12 protein-coding genes are annotated in these 16,891 nt (G+C 66.2%); all 12 read right to left on the bottom strand.

Going from position 1 to position 16,891, the window contains the following annotated elements; genetic code table 11:
* Nucleotides 1-46 precede the first annotated feature (46 nt).
* Complete coding sequence (locus tag NEF64_RS04410; RefSeq protein ID WP_056407317.1) at nucleotides 47-1,411, bottom strand: sensor histidine kinase; 1,365 nt, start codon at nucleotides 1,409-1,411, stop codon at nucleotides 47-49.
* Nucleotides 1,411-2,088: a winged helix-turn-helix domain-containing protein gene (locus NEF64_RS04405; protein WP_031438913.1), complete on the bottom strand. Its 678-nt coding sequence runs from the start codon at nucleotides 2,086-2,088 to the stop codon at nucleotides 1,411-1,413. The genes NEF64_RS04410 and NEF64_RS04405 overlap by 1 nt, the downstream gene beginning before the upstream one ends.
* Before the next feature lie 66 nt (nucleotides 2,089-2,154).
* Entirely contained in the window at nucleotides 2,155-3,339 is a 1,185-nt protein-coding gene (locus NEF64_RS04400; protein ID WP_056407314.1) for a trypsin-like peptidase domain-containing protein, read from the bottom strand.
* 140 nt (nucleotides 3,340-3,479) lie between these two features.
* Entirely contained in the window at nucleotides 3,480-4,943 is a 1,464-nt protein-coding gene (locus NEF64_RS04395; protein ID WP_056407312.1) for a DUF389 domain-containing protein, read from the bottom strand.
* A gap of 35 nt (nucleotides 4,944-4,978) precedes the next feature.
* Nucleotides 4,979-6,313, bottom strand: a complete 1,335-nt coding sequence (locus tag NEF64_RS04390; protein WP_056407309.1) for a chloride channel protein — start codon at nucleotides 6,311-6,313, stop codon at nucleotides 4,979-4,981.
* 666 nt (nucleotides 6,314-6,979) lie between these two features.
* The gene (locus tag NEF64_RS04385; protein WP_082446932.1) at nucleotides 6,980-7,741 is read right to left on the bottom strand and encodes a PP2C family protein-serine/threonine phosphatase; all 762 of its coding nucleotides are present in this window, start codon (nucleotides 7,739-7,741) and stop codon (nucleotides 6,980-6,982) included.
* On the bottom strand, nucleotides 7,738-8,742 hold the full coding sequence (locus tag NEF64_RS04380; RefSeq protein WP_252574654.1) for a type VI secretion system-associated FHA domain protein: 1,005 nt from the start codon (nucleotides 8,740-8,742) through the stop codon (nucleotides 7,738-7,740). The genes NEF64_RS04385 and NEF64_RS04380 overlap by 4 nt, the downstream gene beginning before the upstream one ends.
* Nucleotides 8,743-8,759: 17 nt before the next feature.
* Nucleotides 8,760-10,436, bottom strand: coding sequence for a serine/threonine-protein kinase (locus tag NEF64_RS04375; protein WP_235516419.1), 1,677 nt, complete (start codon nucleotides 10,434-10,436; stop codon nucleotides 8,760-8,762).
* Nucleotides 10,436-11,176 (bottom strand): LysM peptidoglycan-binding domain-containing protein, encoded by a 741-nt coding sequence (locus NEF64_RS04370; RefSeq protein ID WP_056407306.1) that lies wholly within the window; start codon nucleotides 11,174-11,176, stop codon nucleotides 10,436-10,438. Before NEF64_RS04370 ends, NEF64_RS04375 begins: the two co-directional genes overlap by 1 nt.
* The gene (locus NEF64_RS04365) at nucleotides 11,173-12,651 is read right to left on the bottom strand and encodes a putative bifunctional diguanylate cyclase/phosphodiesterase (RefSeq protein ID WP_056407304.1); all 1,479 of its coding nucleotides are present in this window, start codon (nucleotides 12,649-12,651) and stop codon (nucleotides 11,173-11,175) included. Before NEF64_RS04365 ends, NEF64_RS04370 begins: the two co-directional genes overlap by 4 nt.
* A 490-nt stretch (nucleotides 12,652-13,141) precedes the next feature.
* Nucleotides 13,142-14,413, bottom strand: coding sequence for a spinster family MFS transporter (locus tag NEF64_RS04360; RefSeq protein ID WP_031395745.1), 1,272 nt, complete (start codon nucleotides 14,411-14,413; stop codon nucleotides 13,142-13,144).
* Between the two features lie 51 nt (nucleotides 14,414-14,464).
* Entirely contained in the window at nucleotides 14,465-16,813 is a 2,349-nt protein-coding gene (locus NEF64_RS04355; RefSeq protein WP_056407301.1) for a TonB-dependent receptor, read from the bottom strand.
* Nucleotides 16,814-16,891 lie beyond the last annotated feature (78 nt).

The following is a 16,891-nucleotide window of genomic DNA, read 5'->3' as shown; positions in this document are numbered from 1 at the left end:
TCCTGGCTCGCGATAAGTTCATGAAGCTGTCATGTTTGACGGCGTCTCAACTAACGATTTCCTGTGTCCTCGAGAAGTGTACAGCCGCACGAAGACCCGGCGCGTTGTCGGTTAATGTCAGCGATGCGCCATGAACGCGGGCCGCGACCTGTGCGATGCTGAGACCAAGGCCAGAACCTTCGGAATGCCGGCTCGTGTCGAGCCGAACGAAGCGCGTCATGACATGCTCGCGCTGGTCAACCGGTATACCCGGTCCCGTATCTGCCACGACGAGCGTGAACCCATCGACCTCATGCCCAAGCGTCACGCGGATCGACCCGCCGGGCGGCGCATATTTGATCGCGTTGTCGAGCAGATTGGCGACGATCTGCCCCAATAGCGAACGAACGCCCCTTATGGTCACCGGCGTCGTTTCGACCGTCAGATCCAGTCCACGATCGTCTGCCACGGGCTCGAAAAGCTCCACGGCCTCGATGACGATTGCGGCCAGATCGACAGGACCGAACTCGCTGGCCATCGTCGTCTCGGCACGGGCCAGTCTTAGCGTATCGTCGATCGTGCGAAGTAGGGCGTCGAGATCGCTGCGCATATCCGATGTCGCGTCACCATGCCCCCCGCCCAGTGCTGCAAGCTCGAGCCGAGACCGGATCCGCGTCAGCGGCGTCTTCAGGTCATGAGCAAGCGCATCCGTCGCGGTTCGCAGCGAATCCACCAGGCGTTCGATCTCCGCGAAGCCATGGTTCAGCGTCGCTGCAAGCCGGTCATATTCGTCGCCGCGCCCCGTCACGGGCAAGCGCTCGTCAAGATGTCCCGCCCGGAAACGATCGCCGGCGGTGCTGGCGGCATCGATAAAGGCAAGCCCGCGCCGGCTGTACCAGAAGCCGAAAAGCAGGCCGATCACTCCGGTGGCGGTCAGTGACCAGGCTAGTGCCGACACATAGCGGTCGTGCAGCAGGCGGCGATCGTCCGAGAGGCTGCCGACCAGTAGTCGATAGTCGTTACCAAGAAGCACCGTGCGCGCGGCGACCTGTCGTTCGAACACCCTGCCGCGTGTCGTCGCAACCTGGGTTTCAAAGGTACGATACCCCGTGCGGTCGATCTCGTCAGGCCATTTGGCAAGATTGCCCGCAACCGGCTGTCCCGACGCGTCCGTCATCAAATAGATGAAGTCGGTGACGCGCGGGCGCCCGACCGCACGCGACACCGACTGCGCGACGGCAAATGGCCCCTCACTCTGATAACGCTCGATCAGGCCTGCCGTCTCGTCGTCGACTGCCGCCTGGGCACGCGCGTCGAGCAGGCGTATCGTCTGGACATATTGAACGCTCAGGGCGATCCCCGTTGCGATGAGTGCGATCAGCGTGATCCAGAGCGCGCCGCGCAATGCGGCCGTTGAGGGCAAGCGCATCATCAGACAGCATCCAGTCGATAGCCGGAGCCGCGCACCGTTCTGATCATCGGGACATCCTCCGGACCGTCGATCTTGGCACGCAGACGACTGACATGGACATCGACGACATTCGTCCCCGGATCGAAGTTATAATCCCAGATCGCCTCGATCAGCATCGTACGCGTCACCACCTGCCCGGCATGGCGGGTCAGATAGTCGAGCAGCTGATACTCCTTGTTGAGCAGTTCGATACGTCTGCCGTTGCGCATGGCCGTGCGGCCGAGCAGGTCGAGCGTCAACGAGCCCGTCTGCCTGGTACCTTGCGTGGCGTGCGTATCGCTGCGCCGCCGCACGATCGCCTCCAGACGGGCAACGAGTTCGCCGAACGAAAACGGCTTGGCGAGGTAATCGTCGCTGCCGGCCTGCAGCCCTGCGATCCTGTCGTCCACCTGCCCCAGCGCGGACAGAAGCAGCACCGGCGTCTGGTCACCCTTTGCGCGCAGCGACTTCAGCACCGAAAGTCCGTCGAGCCCGGGCAGGTTCCGGTCCAGAATGATCGCATCGTATTTGCCGACGATAGCGGCCGTGAGACCGTCGATGCCGGTGGCGGCATGATCCGACGCGTGTCCGAGTTCGACCAGCCCGCGGCGGACATACTCAGCGGTTTGTGCATCGTCTTCGATCAGGAGCAGCTTCAAGCGCGCGATAATCCTTTTCAGGTGTTCAGGAAGCGGACGCGTGTATTGCCCCCCGGTTCCACACGCTCAGGACTGGCCCGACGTTTCGCTGGCGATGCGCAGGTTCAGGGAGACCTGACGGCCGTCACGCACCACCTGCGTCGGGACGATCGAACCGATCCGAGCCTCTGCTACGGCCCGGGCAAGGTCGCGCCCGTTATCTACCGGCCTGGATCCGAAGCGTCGAACGACGTCGCCGCGCTGCAGGCCGGATCGGGCAGCGGCCCCGCCATCTTCGACTTCGGCGATAAGCGCGCCCTTGGTGACGTCCGAGCCCATCGCACGCGCGATGTCCGGTGACATGTCCTGCAAGGAAACGCCGATCCGCCCCCGCGACACGTGGCCGTTTTGCGCAATCTGAAGCGCGACCTTGCGCGCCATTGCGGCGGGTATCGCAAAGCCGATGCCCACGTTACCGCCCGTCGGCGAGAAGATGGCGGTGTTCACGCCGACCACCCGGCCTGCACCATCGAACAAGGGCCCGCCCGAGTTGCCGCTGTTGATCGCAGCGTCGACCTGGAGGAAATCGTCATACGGCCCGGCCCCGATCTCACGGCCGCGGGCAGACACGATGCCGGACGTCACGGTATTGCCGAGGCCGAAGGGACTGCCGACCGCAAACACGCTATCGCCTACCCGGATATGACCGCTGTCACCCCATTTGATCGGGGTGAATTTGCCCTTCCCGTCGATCTTCACCACGGCGACATCAATCTTGGGATCGCGGCCCAGGACGCGACCGGAAAACTCCCGTCCGTCCGACATCTGGACGGTGACGCGGTCGGCGCCGTTGACGACATGGTTGTTCGTGATGACGATCCCGGAGGCATCGACGATGAACCCCGAGCCGAGCGATCCGCGCTGCGGGCCTTGCTGCTGCTGCGGCGCTTCGAATTGCCCTCGGCGATCCTGCATGCCAAAGCCGAACAGCTGCCCCAGACGATCCGCCAGTTCGCTATCGTCTGAGCCGAACTGTGTCGGTTCGAATTGCAACGCCTGAAGAGCCGCGGGCTTGACCTGGATCTGAACGACGCTCGGTCCTACGGCCTCGACCATATCCGACAAAGAGGCGTGCACACCCGTCGACGCGACGGCAGCAGGACCGGATGCAATGAACCGGTCGGCGATATTCACGCGACCATCGTCCGCAGCAATCGCGCCGCCCGCGACACCGACGAGCGCGGTTGTGCCAAGCGTGACGGCAGCGATCATTGGACGTACAGTCAGGCGACGCTTGAATATCACGATCCATGTCCTTGTTCAGTTTGAAGCAGATGCTTCTTTCTGGACCCGGATGATGGGCGCAGCCTGTTTTGAACATTACATCCGTGCAATCTTTCCAGCCGGAGCGGCTATGCCCCGCGCTCGCCTGTTTCCGCCGGAGACGGGTCGGTGTCGACCGACCATATCAGGCGCAGGCGACCGCCCGCACGCCCGGGGGCTGCCCTGCCCCCTCGCGCGACGATACCCTGTGCTATCGCTGTGCGCTGACGCAGGGTCCCGCCCAGCACGTCGATCGCCCGCGCGAACCGGGCGGATACCCAGGCTGCGTCGCCGAGCGCCTGATCGTCGATGACGCCGGATTTGATACCGACGTCCGGCAAGGCCACGTCGTTCGGGGGATTGAGACTGACATGCCAATCGGCGACCACCGCGTCCGCACGACGTTCCAGATCGCGATAGCCCGCGATGCCGAGACCCGTCAGGGGCGCCGCCGTCGCGCGGATCGTTCGCGCCGCCGAACCCAGCTGCACCGATGAAACGGGAATGCCGGCGATCAGCGCGACGTCCGCGATCGCCCGATCGCGCTCGCGTGCGACGCGCAGCGCATCGCCATTGCCCGCCCGCGCGATCTGCGCCGCCTCGACCGCGCCGGTCTCGGGCGAGATGCGGACCTGGTCGACATGGACATCGACCGGCCGCGACAGGCGTTGGCGAAGGTCCGCCGCGAGCTTGCGATCCGCCCCCGGTTCGATCCGCGGCGTCAGCATGACCGCACGAACGCGGACTGGGTTCGCGCCATGGTCGATCTCGACCTGGCTCAACCGCGCGCCCGGGGGAAAATCCTCGCCCAGTGCATCGCGTACCTGCCGCTGGGCGACCGCCTCGAACGCAATGCGACGCAGACCGGCACCAAGGGGAATGGACAGGACTCCGATCGCGACCGCGAACAGCACGAGTTGCCACCCGGTGTGGTGCGGCGACAGGTGGCTGCCGAAACCGTAACAGCGCGCGACGAGTGCGGCGGTCAGCGCGATGGTGATGGCATTGGTGAGGAACAGCAACAGCGCGCCCGAGAACACCACCCAGTTCCACGTCGCGATGCCGAACCCGACCACCACCAGCGGCGGCATCAGGGCGATGGCGATCGCCACGCCGACGACCGTACCCCCGCGCCCGCGGATCAGCGCATAGCCCCCTGCGATTGCCGACAGTAGCGCGACGAGCAGGTCGAACAGCGTCGGCTGCGTCCGCCCGGCGATCTCGCTCGTGATCGTCTGGACCGGGGAGAGCAGGATCAGCACGACCGACAGCGCCACCGCGATGGCCGCCCCCAGCATCAATGCGGTCGCCGCGCGGCGTATTTCGTGGAAGTCGAGCGTCGCGATGCCGAAGCCCAGGCCGATGATCGGCATCATCAGCGGCGACAGCAGCATCGCGCCGATCAGCACCGCGACCGAGGGCATCAGCAGACCGAGCAACGAGATCGCGGCCGAAATGACGATCAGGAAGGCGTAGCGTCCCGACCATCCCGCTTCCTCGGCAATCTGTCGCAGGACGCCGTCATGGTCGACGCCTTCGGTGGCCTTGGCCATCCACGCCCGGGGAAGCGTTGCGAATTGTGCAGGGTTCAGGTGGATCGGGTCGTCTCCGTCATGGCGAAGGTCTTCGATAGACCATGGTACAGCTTCTCGCGGCATACCCACTGGCTGGCCGCATCGGCGATGAACGCGGTCGCGAACATCGGCAGCATCAGGCCACGGCTCGCGGTCGTCTCCGACAGGATGATGACCGCGGTGAGCGGCGCGCGGACGACGCCCGCGAAATAGGCGACCATGCCGAGGATCACGATCGCGCTGGCGGGCTCGCCGGGGAAGATCTCGCGCAGCAGATTGCCGACGCCAGCGCCGACGGCGAGCGACGGCGCGAAGATCCCACCCGGCAGGCCCGCGATCGCCGTCGCGGCGGTGGCGACCAGCTTGGCCGGCCCGAACCAGAGCGGCGCATCCACGCCGACGATCATCGCGCGCGCCGGGGCATAGCCGGTTCCCCATGTCAGCCCGGTCACGACGCCGAGCACCGCGACTATGCCCCCGCAGATCCCGGCGAACGCGACGGGATGCGCGCGCGTCCACCCCGTCACGCGATTGCGGCTGACCGCCATCGCCAGGAGAATGCGCGAGAACAGCCCGCCGGTCATGCCACCCGCGATCCCTGCGACCGGCGCGACGATCAGCGCGGACAGCAGCGGCATATGCGCACCGATCGCGCCGAAATAGATATAGTCGCCCTGCACCGACTGCGCGACCATCCCCGCGATCACGATCGCGGCAAGGACGAGCAGCGTCACCCTCTGCTCATAGGCGGACGCGAGTTCCTCGATCGCGAACAGCAGCCCGGCGAGCGGCGTGTTGAACGCCGCCGCGACGCCTGCGGCACCACCGGCGATGAGAACCCCGCCCCGCAACGGCACGCGGACGAGACGATGCGTAAATCCCATGACGGCCGCCGCCAGCTGGACGGTCGGCCCTTCCCGGCCGACCGATGCGCCACCCAGTACCGCGCCGATCGTCAGCACCGCCTTGGCCGCCACCGTCCGGATCGAGATCAGCGTCCCGGTCGCATCATTCGGATTGGCCTGCGCCGCGATCACCTGGGGAATCCCGGATCCCCGCGCGAACGGCGCATAGCGACGGGTCAGCCAGACCAGCCCCATGAACGTCAGCGGCGTCGTGACCAGCGGCAACCAATGCCAGGTCTTTGCAAAGTCACTGAAAACCTCGCCCGCCCAATCGGCCGCCTCCGCAAACAGCGTCGCGACGATCCCGATCAGGATCGCCCCCGCAAGGATCGCACCCCGCGTCCGGAACTGCGTCGATCGCGGCCCGCGCGCGCGCAGCAACGCCCGATACCGCGACGGCGTCCAGCGTTTGGACGGTAAGAGACGATTGAACAGGCCAGCCATCGGGCTCTTTTAGGTCGCGGCGCCAGTTAGGCCACCCCTGACACCGGACGTCACGATGCGGCCCTTCCACAGCCGCCCGATAGCGGTCTTATCCGGTGCCTCCTCCCTCAAGCGGACATTCTCGATAGGAGCGAGATGACACAGATGCGAAGCTGCACAAGTCCGACCGATACGCCGACAGTCGTGATCTGGCTGCCTACCGCAATGACTAAACCTGACGCGCTTAAGCGTGAATATTTGACGGAGATGGGGCATGCCTGCCCTACAGACCACGAACGCGGCCTAACCTGCCAAGAATCGCGCTTGCCGCGGCCCGGATCTATGCGGCGGCGATTTGGCATCTCTGCCATTTGCGAGGATGTGATGCCCCCTAAATGGCACCAGCACTTGGCTATCATTTAGCATGGGACGCCGCCAGCCGCGCTAACCGCCAGCCCGGTCATTCCCGATGCGAAAAAACCAAATGGCTTGCATCACGTTGAATTCCCGTCATCGACAGAGCTTGAGTTATCGGCGAACATTTATGTGTGCCGGCCGTTCGACGGCAGCGCGTTATGGAACGTTAGTATTCTTATACCAGGCTAGCAGATAGTACACGGTTCTGCATGACGCTGCATAGCAACAGAGCAGCGGTCGTGCGTTCCGCTACGGGTGAACGCACAGGTCTCACCCCGATAGCCCTGCGATCACGACGAGCGTTGCATTGTCACTGCCATCACGTTGCAGTGCGTTTTCAAGAATGCGGTCCGCCATGTCCCCGATCGCCGCGGGCATCGTCGCGAAATCGCGCGGATCGAGCGATCGCGAAACGCCGTCCGAGCACAGCAGAAGTCGATCGTTCGGCTGGACTAGTGTGGTGACGCTATCCAGCGCTACGGCCGGCGCAACGCCGAGCGCGCGCGTGACGACATTGGCTTGCGGATGACGGTCCGCCGCGGCTTCCGTCAGGACACCCGCGTCGATCATCTCCTGCACGACGCTGTGATCGTGGGTCAGTTGCTCCGCCCCGCCGCCGCCGCCGCCGCGCATCAGATAGGCCCGACTGTCCCCCGCCCAGAAGATCGTCGCCTCACTGCCCTCGATCAGCGCGATCACGATCGTCGCGCCGCTGGTCGCATGCACATCGTAGATCGCGCGATTGGCATGCGACACCGCGGCGCGCACCGCTGCCGCGTTGATCGGCGCCGGATCATCCGCCAGTGCCTGCAAGACATCGACCACCGTTTCCGCGGCGGCGGCGCCGCCGCTATGGCCGCCCATGCCGTCGACGACCGCCCAGAGCCCACGGTCTGCCCGATCGAGAAGCCGATCCTCGTTGACCCTGCGCACCCGCCCGACATGGGATCGGTTTTGCGACACATAGACGGTTTCCTCAGCGAGCGACGGACCGCCTCGGGGTTTGCGTCGCAACAGGCCGGCGATCTTCATGCGGGATCGCGGGCCATGGCCGAATCCGCGGCGTCATAGGCGAGGGCGAAGGCGCGATCGAGCGAGCCGGGTGCGGATGCCACGATCTGCCGTGTCAGGTCGGCATGACGGTCAGCGACTTCTGCCATCTGCAGGCTCGCACGACTTTTCAGCAGCGTCGCGCGGTCCGCGATTGCCGCATCGACAGATGCCGGCTCGAACGTGCCGATCGCCGCACGCAGGCTCCCCTGCAGGCCTGCGAACGTGGCGACCAGATGCCGCTTCACGTCACGAAACGACGCCTTCAGCGCCGCCGGGCCCGACAGGAACCCGGTGGAGCCCGCAAGCAGCAGGTCGATCGCCAGCCGCTGTGTCGGCGCCCATTTGAACGGATTATTGTCCGCACCGCTGATGGTCGTGCGCGTCAATTGATAGCGTCCGCGCGCATGGCCGCGCTCGGCCATCAGGTCGCCGATCCCCAGCACCATCTGCCGATACACCGCACCAGCCCGCCGCATGATCTCGGTCGGCTCCTCTTCGGAGAGCAGCGAACAGTCCAGCCCGGCGCCCTCGCAGAATGCCTCCAGCAACGACCCATCGCCCGGCGGTCGCGCCTCACCGGCATCGGCCCAGTCGCTCGGCACCTCCACCGACGATCCCAGCGGCGGCGTCAGCACCATGGTCAGCGCGCCATCGACTTCCAGGTCGCCATGCGGGGCCTGCGTCGCGACCATCTTGAATCGGCCGAGCCTCAGCGCGCTCGGCACCGGCAGCACCACGTCGACCGCATCGGGAAACCGTTGCCCGGTATCGGCATCGAATACGCCATTCGCGCCGAGCGCCCGCAGTGTCAGCCCATCGCCGTCGACGCGCAGTTCACAATGCGCCCGCGACAGCGCGCAATCGGGGTCGGCGATCGGCCAGTCCGCCTCGGTATCACGACCGATGCGGAGCAGACCCTCGCGGATCAGCCGCGCATCGAGCGGCTGGACCATGTCGTCTCGGTCGAAAAGCTGGAGCATGTACATCGAACGGATCCTCAGGCGGCCAGACGAGCGGACGGCACGACGCGGGTAGCGCGCATCGCGATGTCGGCCTGCGCGCCGGTCCCCGCCAGATGCGGCTCGACTGCGGCGGCGGCGCGATTGAACGCGTCGAACGCGGCGCCGAATTCGTCGCGGCGGCGATGCGATATGCGCAGGGCGAAATCGGACTTCGCCGCCTCGTCCAGCGCCTTGCGCAGTCGGGCGAGCGGCCGGGCCACCATAGCGCCGCTCAGATAGCCGATCACCAGCACCACACCCATGATCACCAGCGACAGCACCGTCAGCAGCATCCGCGCATTGTCGATCGCGGCGTCCAGCGCGGTCCGGCGCAGCACCAGGTCGACCGTGCCGAACTCGGCCCCGGCATAGCGGATCGGCCGGACGAACCGCAGTCCTGCGCCCTTGCCCCGGTCGGGTGCCGCGGTCACGCCGGCGCCGCTGCCGATCGCCGCTTCGCCAAAGGTGCGGCGATAGCGCGTGCCGATCAGCTTCGCGTCGTCTGCCGCGCGGACGATCCCGCCGGTATCGGCGACCACCATGTCGCGAATCTCCTGATCGCGCGAGGCCGAGGCGACGAAGGCCTGCAGCGCGGTCCAGTCCTGCTGCTCGGGCGCGAGGCCCGCATTATCGGCCGCCAGCACCGCGGTGTTGCCGGTGACGAACGCCGCGATCGAGCGACCCGACACGATCGCCATATGCTCAAGCGTGCGTTGCTGCCGCCCCAGGATCGACGAGACGCTCGCGACCAGCGCGATCGCGGTTACTGTGACGAGCGCCAGCGGGAGCTTGATCTTCAGCGGCAGACCACGGCGGCCGGGTGCTGCCTCGGCGGTCGCCGCGATCTCGCGGGTCAGCGCCTCGTACACCGCATGGCCGTCGGCGAACCGCTGCTCGGGCTTCTTCGCCAGCAGCTTGTCGATCACAAAACGCAGGCCCGGCGGGCAGTCCGCGGCGGAGCGCGCGATCGGCTCGACACGCTCCTGCGCGATCTGGATGGCCAGCGTCGCCAGCCCCATGCCGGGAAATGCAACCTTGCCGGTCACCATCTCGTACAGCACCACGCCCAGCGAGAAGAGGTCCGACCGCTGGTCGACGGGGATGCCGAGCGCCTGTTCCGGGCTCATATAGCGCGGCGTTCCGATCATCTGGCCGACCTGCGTGCGCGCAAGGCGTCCTTCGGTGCCCGACACGTCGATATCGCCGATCCGCGCGACGCCGAAATCGAGCAGCTTGGCGGTGCGGCCGTCCGCCGACAGCAGGATGTTCGATGGCTTCACGTCGCGGTGCACGACGCCCGCCCTGTGTGCATAGTCGAGCGCCGAGGCGAGTTGCTGACCCAACGCCAGGACGCGTTCATACGGGAGTCGCCCTTGCGCCAGCAGCAGCGTGTCGAGCGGCTGCCCCTCGATCAGCTCCATCGCGATATAGGCGACACCGTCCGCCTCGCCCACATCGTAGACGGTCGCGATATTGGGATGGTTCAGCGCGCCCGCGGCGCGCGCCTCGCGCAGGAAGCGCTCGCCCAGTTCGGGGTCGCGACCATATTCCGGCTTTAGCACCTTGATCGCCACGGTGCGCCCGATCCCCGGATCGAACGCGCGGAACACGTCCGCCATCGCGCCCTCGCCCAGCCGACCGTCGATCCGGTAGCGTCCCAGCATCTCGGCCATCACTTGCGCGCCTTCACGGTGGCGGCGATGCGCTCGGCACGCGTCAGGTCGCGCGCGATGACCGGGTTGCCGGGATCGAGCGCAGCGGCGCGGCGCAAGAGGCCGACCGCGCGCACGACATTCCCCGAATTGAGCGCCGCCAGCCCCGTCGCGCGCGCCTGACGCGCGGCGACCCGATTGACCGTGGGTGCAGTCGGCTTCGTCGCCGGCGCCGGCTTGGGCGCGACAGGCTTCATGCGGGTGGGAGCGGCCGGCACGGGTCGCGGCTCGGATCGCCGGGGCGCCTCGATGCGCGGGGGCTCGCCTGGAATACGGAGCGTCCGGCCAGCCACCAGATCAGCAGGCTTGGCGATGTCGTTATAGCGTGCGAGCTGATACGCCTTCAGACGATTGCCCAGGAACCGCTGCGCCAGTCCCGACATCGTGTCGCCGTCCCGCGTGGTATAGGTGAAATTCGTCGGCCCCAGCAGATCCTTCGGATCGCGGTCGATCGAGTCGCGCAGCACCTGGACCGAAGGATTCATCGGATCGCGCTTCAACGCGGCGTTGATCCGCTTCTTCGCTGCGCCACTATCGCCCTGATCGAGCAATAGCAGGATTGCGTCGATCTCGCTCGCCGGCGTCGTCTGCGGCGCAGGCGCCGGTTGCGGTCCCGCCTTGGGCCCATGCGAACAGGCGGTAATCGCAAGCGCGAGCGCCAGCGCGCCGGTCCGCGCGACCTGTCGAAGAGAGAAACTCATGCGGTAAGCCTTTCGGTGATCCGGTCCCGCATCGCGTACGGGTCGATGGCCAGCAACTTCGCGAGCCCGGCGGAATCGCGTGCGAACGCGACGAACTCCGCGCCCTTCAGCGGTGGCGAGAAATAATAGCCCTGGAAATGCGTGCAGCCGTGACGCAACAGCCACTCATATTCTGCGCGTCGCTCGACCCCTTCGGCGAGCACGCGGATGCCGAGCCCGCGCCCCAGCGCGACGATGCTCTGGCAGATCGCTTGGCTGTCGCGCAGCGTATCGACGTTCGTCACGAATTCGCGGTCGATCTTGATCTTGTCGAACGCCAGCGTGCGCAGCGTGCTGAAGCTGGAATAGCCGGTGCCGAAATCGTCGATCGCGATCCGCACGCCAGCCGCCCGCAACGCGTCGAACAGCTGAGTGGCGCGCGTACCGTCGCTCATCGCGACACTCTCGGTCAATTCGATCTCCAGCGCAGCCGCCCCCAGCGAATGCCGCGCAAGCGTGCGTGCGACCAGTGCCGCCATGTCGTCGCGGTCGAGCTGATGCCCCGACACGTTCACCGCGACCCGCAGGGCGTCCAGGCCCTGTGCCTGCCATGACCGCGCCTCCCGCGCAGCGGCGTTGAGGGTCCACATCCCGATTTCATGCGCCAGCCCCATCGCCTCCATCACCGGCACGAACCGCGACGGCGAGACCTGCCCGAGGGTGGGATGAAACCAGCGGATCAGCGACTCCGCGCCCGACACCCGACCTTCCCCGGCGTCGATCAACGGCTGGTATCGCATTTCCAGTTCGCCGCGCGCGATCGCCTGGCGAAGGTCCTGTTCTAGGGCATACCGCTCGCTGGCCAGGGCTGCGAGATCGAGGACAGGGCTGGCGACCGCGACCACGGCACCGGGCTGTACTGTCAGTGACGCCAACGTGCGGGACAACATCGCCTGCGCGTTCACACCCTCGGCCGGCATCCTGGCCTGGCGCACGCGAATTTCGGGCAGGATTTCCCGGTCGCCGTCGATCACCACGTCGCCCAGCGCGTATCGCAGCACATCCAGTTCGGTCTGCGCGGCTTCCTCGACGACATCCGGGCCGAACCAGATCGCGACGCTGGCGCGATCGACATGCGCAATCAGTCGTTCTTCGGGCAACATCCGCGTCAGCCGGTCGACGATCGTCAGCAGCAGGCGTTCGCCCAGCGCCGGGTCAAACGCGCACAGCCGATCGAAGTCCATGAATCCGATGATACCGAGTACGCCGCGCCCGTCCGCCATCACCCGCTCGATCAACGGCTCGCGGGTCGGCAAGCCGGTAATCGCGTGGCGATGACTGGTGCGATGCTCGACAGCCTGCAGTCGATCCGCGATGGTCGCTACGCTCTGTGCCAGCCTTTCACCACGCGAGACCGTCGGAGACGTCCCGGCGAGATTCTGCAAATGCCGGATCAGTCGCGACACCCGGCAATGCTGGGCAATCGAATACGCCATTGCTGCGAAACCGAGACACACTGCAACGGACGCTATGGCGGCGACACTGCGATCGACGAACCGCCACGTGACGATAGCCGCCGCTATTGGTAGTAGCCCGATGCACCAACGCTGCGCAGGCGGAATCGCCGTTGAAAACCCCATAACGACCTGAATAGCGGCCATTATCATACGGATGTGTTAATATGGCCCCGCCTGTGCGTCAGACCTGATCCCCGGACGCCACGGCATTGGTAATCAGCTCGTCAGACGGAGCGGAGCGATGCGGCAAGGCCGAATTCACCGAGGATCACATCAACGGGGCGCCGCGTAAGCATAAATCTAACATGAAAGTGGCGGAGCTCGCGGCAGGCGTCGAGCGGTACCGCCGTTCTCGTGCCTGTTCCAAGCGACTGGACGCTATCAAAGCTTCACAATCCGCTATCCGCATTCCGCGAGCACACGCCCAGACAGTCCCGGCTGGCGCCATCCGGCTGTCGGTGTTGGCGTCTTAAGTCGATTGATCGACCCAGTCCTGACGGAGCGGTGTCGACGCCAGCCACATCAGCAACGCGGCCACCAGATACAGCACGAGCCCCATGAGCATCGCATAGCGCAGCGCTTCGTCGCGATAATGCGCGACGAGACCGTCCGACAGTGCGCCAAGCGCAAAACTGCCGCCGCCAAGACCGATGAGGTTGTTGATCAGCAGGAACGTCGCCGATGCGGTGGCGCGCATATGCCCGGGTACCAGATGCTGGATCGCCGTGATGACGGGCGCGAGCCAGACATAGGCGAGCGCCTGGGGCACGAGGAAGAAGACGAACGCCGCCGTCACCGAGGACGACAGGATTCCTGCGGCAAACAGCGGCACCGCGATGACGAACGCGATCGCGGGGACGCGCGCGTACATCCGCCGATCGCGCGCACCCAGCCGGTCGCCGAGCACGCCGCCGAGCAGAACGCCGGCAACACCCCCCAGCAACAGCACGCCGCCATAGAATTGCGCGGTCTCGATCAGGTCGAGCCCGAAGCTCCGCTGCATCAACGACGGCAGCCAGAAGGCCAGGCCATAGCCAAGCATCGAGCTCGCCGAGGCGCCGAACGCGAGCAGCCAGAAGCTCGGCTTGCGCACGAGAATGCCGAACACGCGGCGGACGGGCTCGCGGTCGCACGTATCGGACCTACGAACCGGCTCGCGCACGCACAGCCGAAACACCGGCGCGAGCACCAGCCCTGCGACACCGACCACGATGAACGCGGTCCGCCAGTCGATCGACGTCGCTATATAGCCGCCGAGCATCACGCCGGCTGCCGACCCGAGCGGGATGCCGAGCGAATAGACCGCCAGCGCGCGCGCACGGCGGTCGGGCGCGAACGTGTCTGCGATCACGGCATAGGACGGCGCGACGCCCCCCGCCTCGCCAACCCCCACGCCGATCCGGAACGCGAAGAGCTGCGCAAAATTGCTGGCCACACCGCACAGGGCAGTGAACGCGCTCCACACAGCGAGCGAGAGCGTGATAACCCAGGTGCGGCTCGTCCGGTCGGCCAGCCACGCCAGCGGGATCGCAAGCGTCGAATAGAGCAACGCAAACGCCAGCCCGCCGAGCAAGCCCAATTGCGTGTCGGTCAATGCCAGGTCCGCCTTGATCGTCGGCGCGAGGATGCCAAGGATCTGCCGGTCGACGAAGTTGAACGTGTAGACCAGCAACAGCATGACGAGCGCCGTCACGCGGTAGCGGCGGCCCTCGCGCGGGGTCGCCGGGATATCACTCGCCATATATTGCTCCAGCAAACGCAGGGCGATCACCCGCCCCCCGGTTGCGCTCCATCAGAATTTCGCGGTGAGGGTCGCAAAGACCTGACGCGGGTTGCCATAATAGGCGGTCAGCACGCCGTCGCTGCCGAGCGATGGCCGCAACGCGCCCGCCGCCGTCCGCAGATAGTCGCCGGTATCGGGGTTCTGCAGCAGGAAGTTGTAGCCCGACACGACATAGCGCTTGTTCGTCAGGTTCTTGCCGTGCACCCCGATCGAGAAGCGCGCGTCGATCGTATAGACGAGGTTCGCGTCGAGCAGCGCATAGGCGGGCTGGTCGAGCAGCGGCGTGCGCAGTTCGAACTGCTGTGAATCGCTGCGATAGGACAGCGTCGTGCTCGCGTCGATCGCGCCCGCGGATCCGACCGGGACATGATAGGCGAGCGTCCCGCTCGCGGTCAGGTCGGGCGTGTTCTGGAACTTGCGATTGGCGGCCACATTGATCCCGCGGGAATCGATGAAGCGCGTGTATTTGGCATCGAGATAGCCGATCGTTCCCGACAGGTTGACGCGGTCGCCCGCACCCGCAATGCCCTCCGCGACCGTCAGATTGGCCTCGCCTTCGACACCGTTGATCCGGGCGCGGCCCGCATTGGTCGTGATGCCGATAAAGGTCTGGATGCCGCCGACGGTGGCACCGACCGATCCGGGCACCTGGACGTCGGTATATTTCGAATGGAACCCCGCAATCGCCAGCGTCAGCCGCCGATCGAACAGTGACGCCTTGTATCCAGCTTCGAAACTTTCGACGCTCTCGGGCTCGAACGACAGGAAGTTGTAGATATCCTGCCGGTCGCCACCGGCACCGGTGATGCCGTTGCCGTTGAGGTCGGGTGCCGCGGTGCCGACGCCGCGCGGGTCGAACCCGCCGCCCTTGAACCCCTTCGACCAGCTCGCATACAGCGTGTTGTTGGCATCGGGCTTGAAGCTGACGGACGCGCGCGGCGTGAACTTGGCAAAGCTCGCCGTCCCGCGAAAGTCGGTCTGTCGCGCGATCGGCGCGGTCGTGCCGCCGAAGAAGGGCGACGCGCCCAGATACACGTTGCGCTGGATCTGCGACATGCGATCGTCCCAGGTATAGCGGCCGCCGACCGACACGCTGAGCATCGACGTCACGTCGAGCGTGGCATCGCCGAAGACCGCCACCGTATTGGTCCGCACATTCCCGAAGGTCAGCGCGGTGACTGTCCCCGGCAAGCGCACGTCGAACACGGTGCGCGCCTTGGCATCGAGATAATAGAGCCCCGCCAGCATGTTGAACGGCCCGGCATCGACCAGCAGCTGCACCTCCTGGCTGAACTGCTCGTTATTATAGAAGGCGGGGACGTCGACATCGACCGCGGGCAGCGCGTCGAAATCGATCGGCGTCGCGCTGTCGTCCTTGCGATAGCCGGTGATGCTGCGCAGGGTCAGATATGCGGCGGGCTTGAGTTCGGCGAAGAGCGACCCGCCATAGGCCTCGACCGACTGTTTCGGTGCGACCAGCCCGCCGCGGCTGTCGAACACGTCGGACAGCACCGGCGTGCGCGACACCAGCCCCGGAATCAGCCGATGCCCGCCGCGCGGGTTGCTGTCGTCCTTCGTATAATCCCCCGACAGGCGGAAGAACGCGCTGTCGCCCGTCTCATATTGCAGCGTGCCGCGCGCACCCCAGAAATCCTTGTTGTAATTGTCTTGGCCCGTGGTGAGGTTGGTGCCGAACCCGCCCCGGCTCAGTCGCGCGACCGCGCCGCCGATCCGGAACCCCGTATCGCCGATCGGCGTGCTCGCGCTGATGACACCGTCCGCCTGGTCATAGCTGCCATAGGTTGCGCGAATGCTCAGCGTCGGGTCGGCGCCGATCCGGCGGGTGACATATTTCACCGCGCCGCCGATCGTGTTGCGGCCATAGAGCGTGCCCTGCGGCCCGCGCAGCACCTCGATCCGTTCGACGTCGTAAATGTCGAGGACCGCAGCCTGCGGTCGGTTGAGATAGACGTCGTCGAGATAGATGCCGACGCCCGCCTCGAACCCGGCGACGGGGTCCTGCTGGCCGACGCCGCGGATGAAGGCGGTGAGCGTCGAATTGGTGCCGCGCGATGTTTCGAGCGTGACGTTCGGCGTGACAGCGGCGAGATCGGTGACGTCGAGCGCCCCCGACGCCTCGAGCTGCGCGCCCGTGAACGCGGTGATCGCGATCGGCACGTCGAGCAGCCGTTCCTCGCGGCGGCGTGCGGTGACGACGATATCGCCGTCGATCCCGGCCTCCTCGATGACGGGCCCGGCCTGAGCCGCGTCTGCTGCCGGCGCGACGGGTTGCGTCTGCGCGGACGCGGATCCCGCCAGCAGCGCGCCGAGCGCAACACCGGCGTTCAACAAGATCATGACGGATTTCGGCTGTGCCACGGTGTCATCCCCTCCTGCGGCGCCCGCGTGATGCGCCCGGTATGATCCGGGTTGTAC

Source organism: Sphingomonas aerolata (assembly GCF_023935825.1).
Taxonomy (GTDB): domain Bacteria; phylum Pseudomonadota; class Alphaproteobacteria; order Sphingomonadales; family Sphingomonadaceae; genus Sphingomonas; species Sphingomonas aerolata.
The sequence above is the reverse complement of the archived record's forward strand: the minus strand, read 5'-3'. Positions and strand labels throughout refer to the sequence as shown.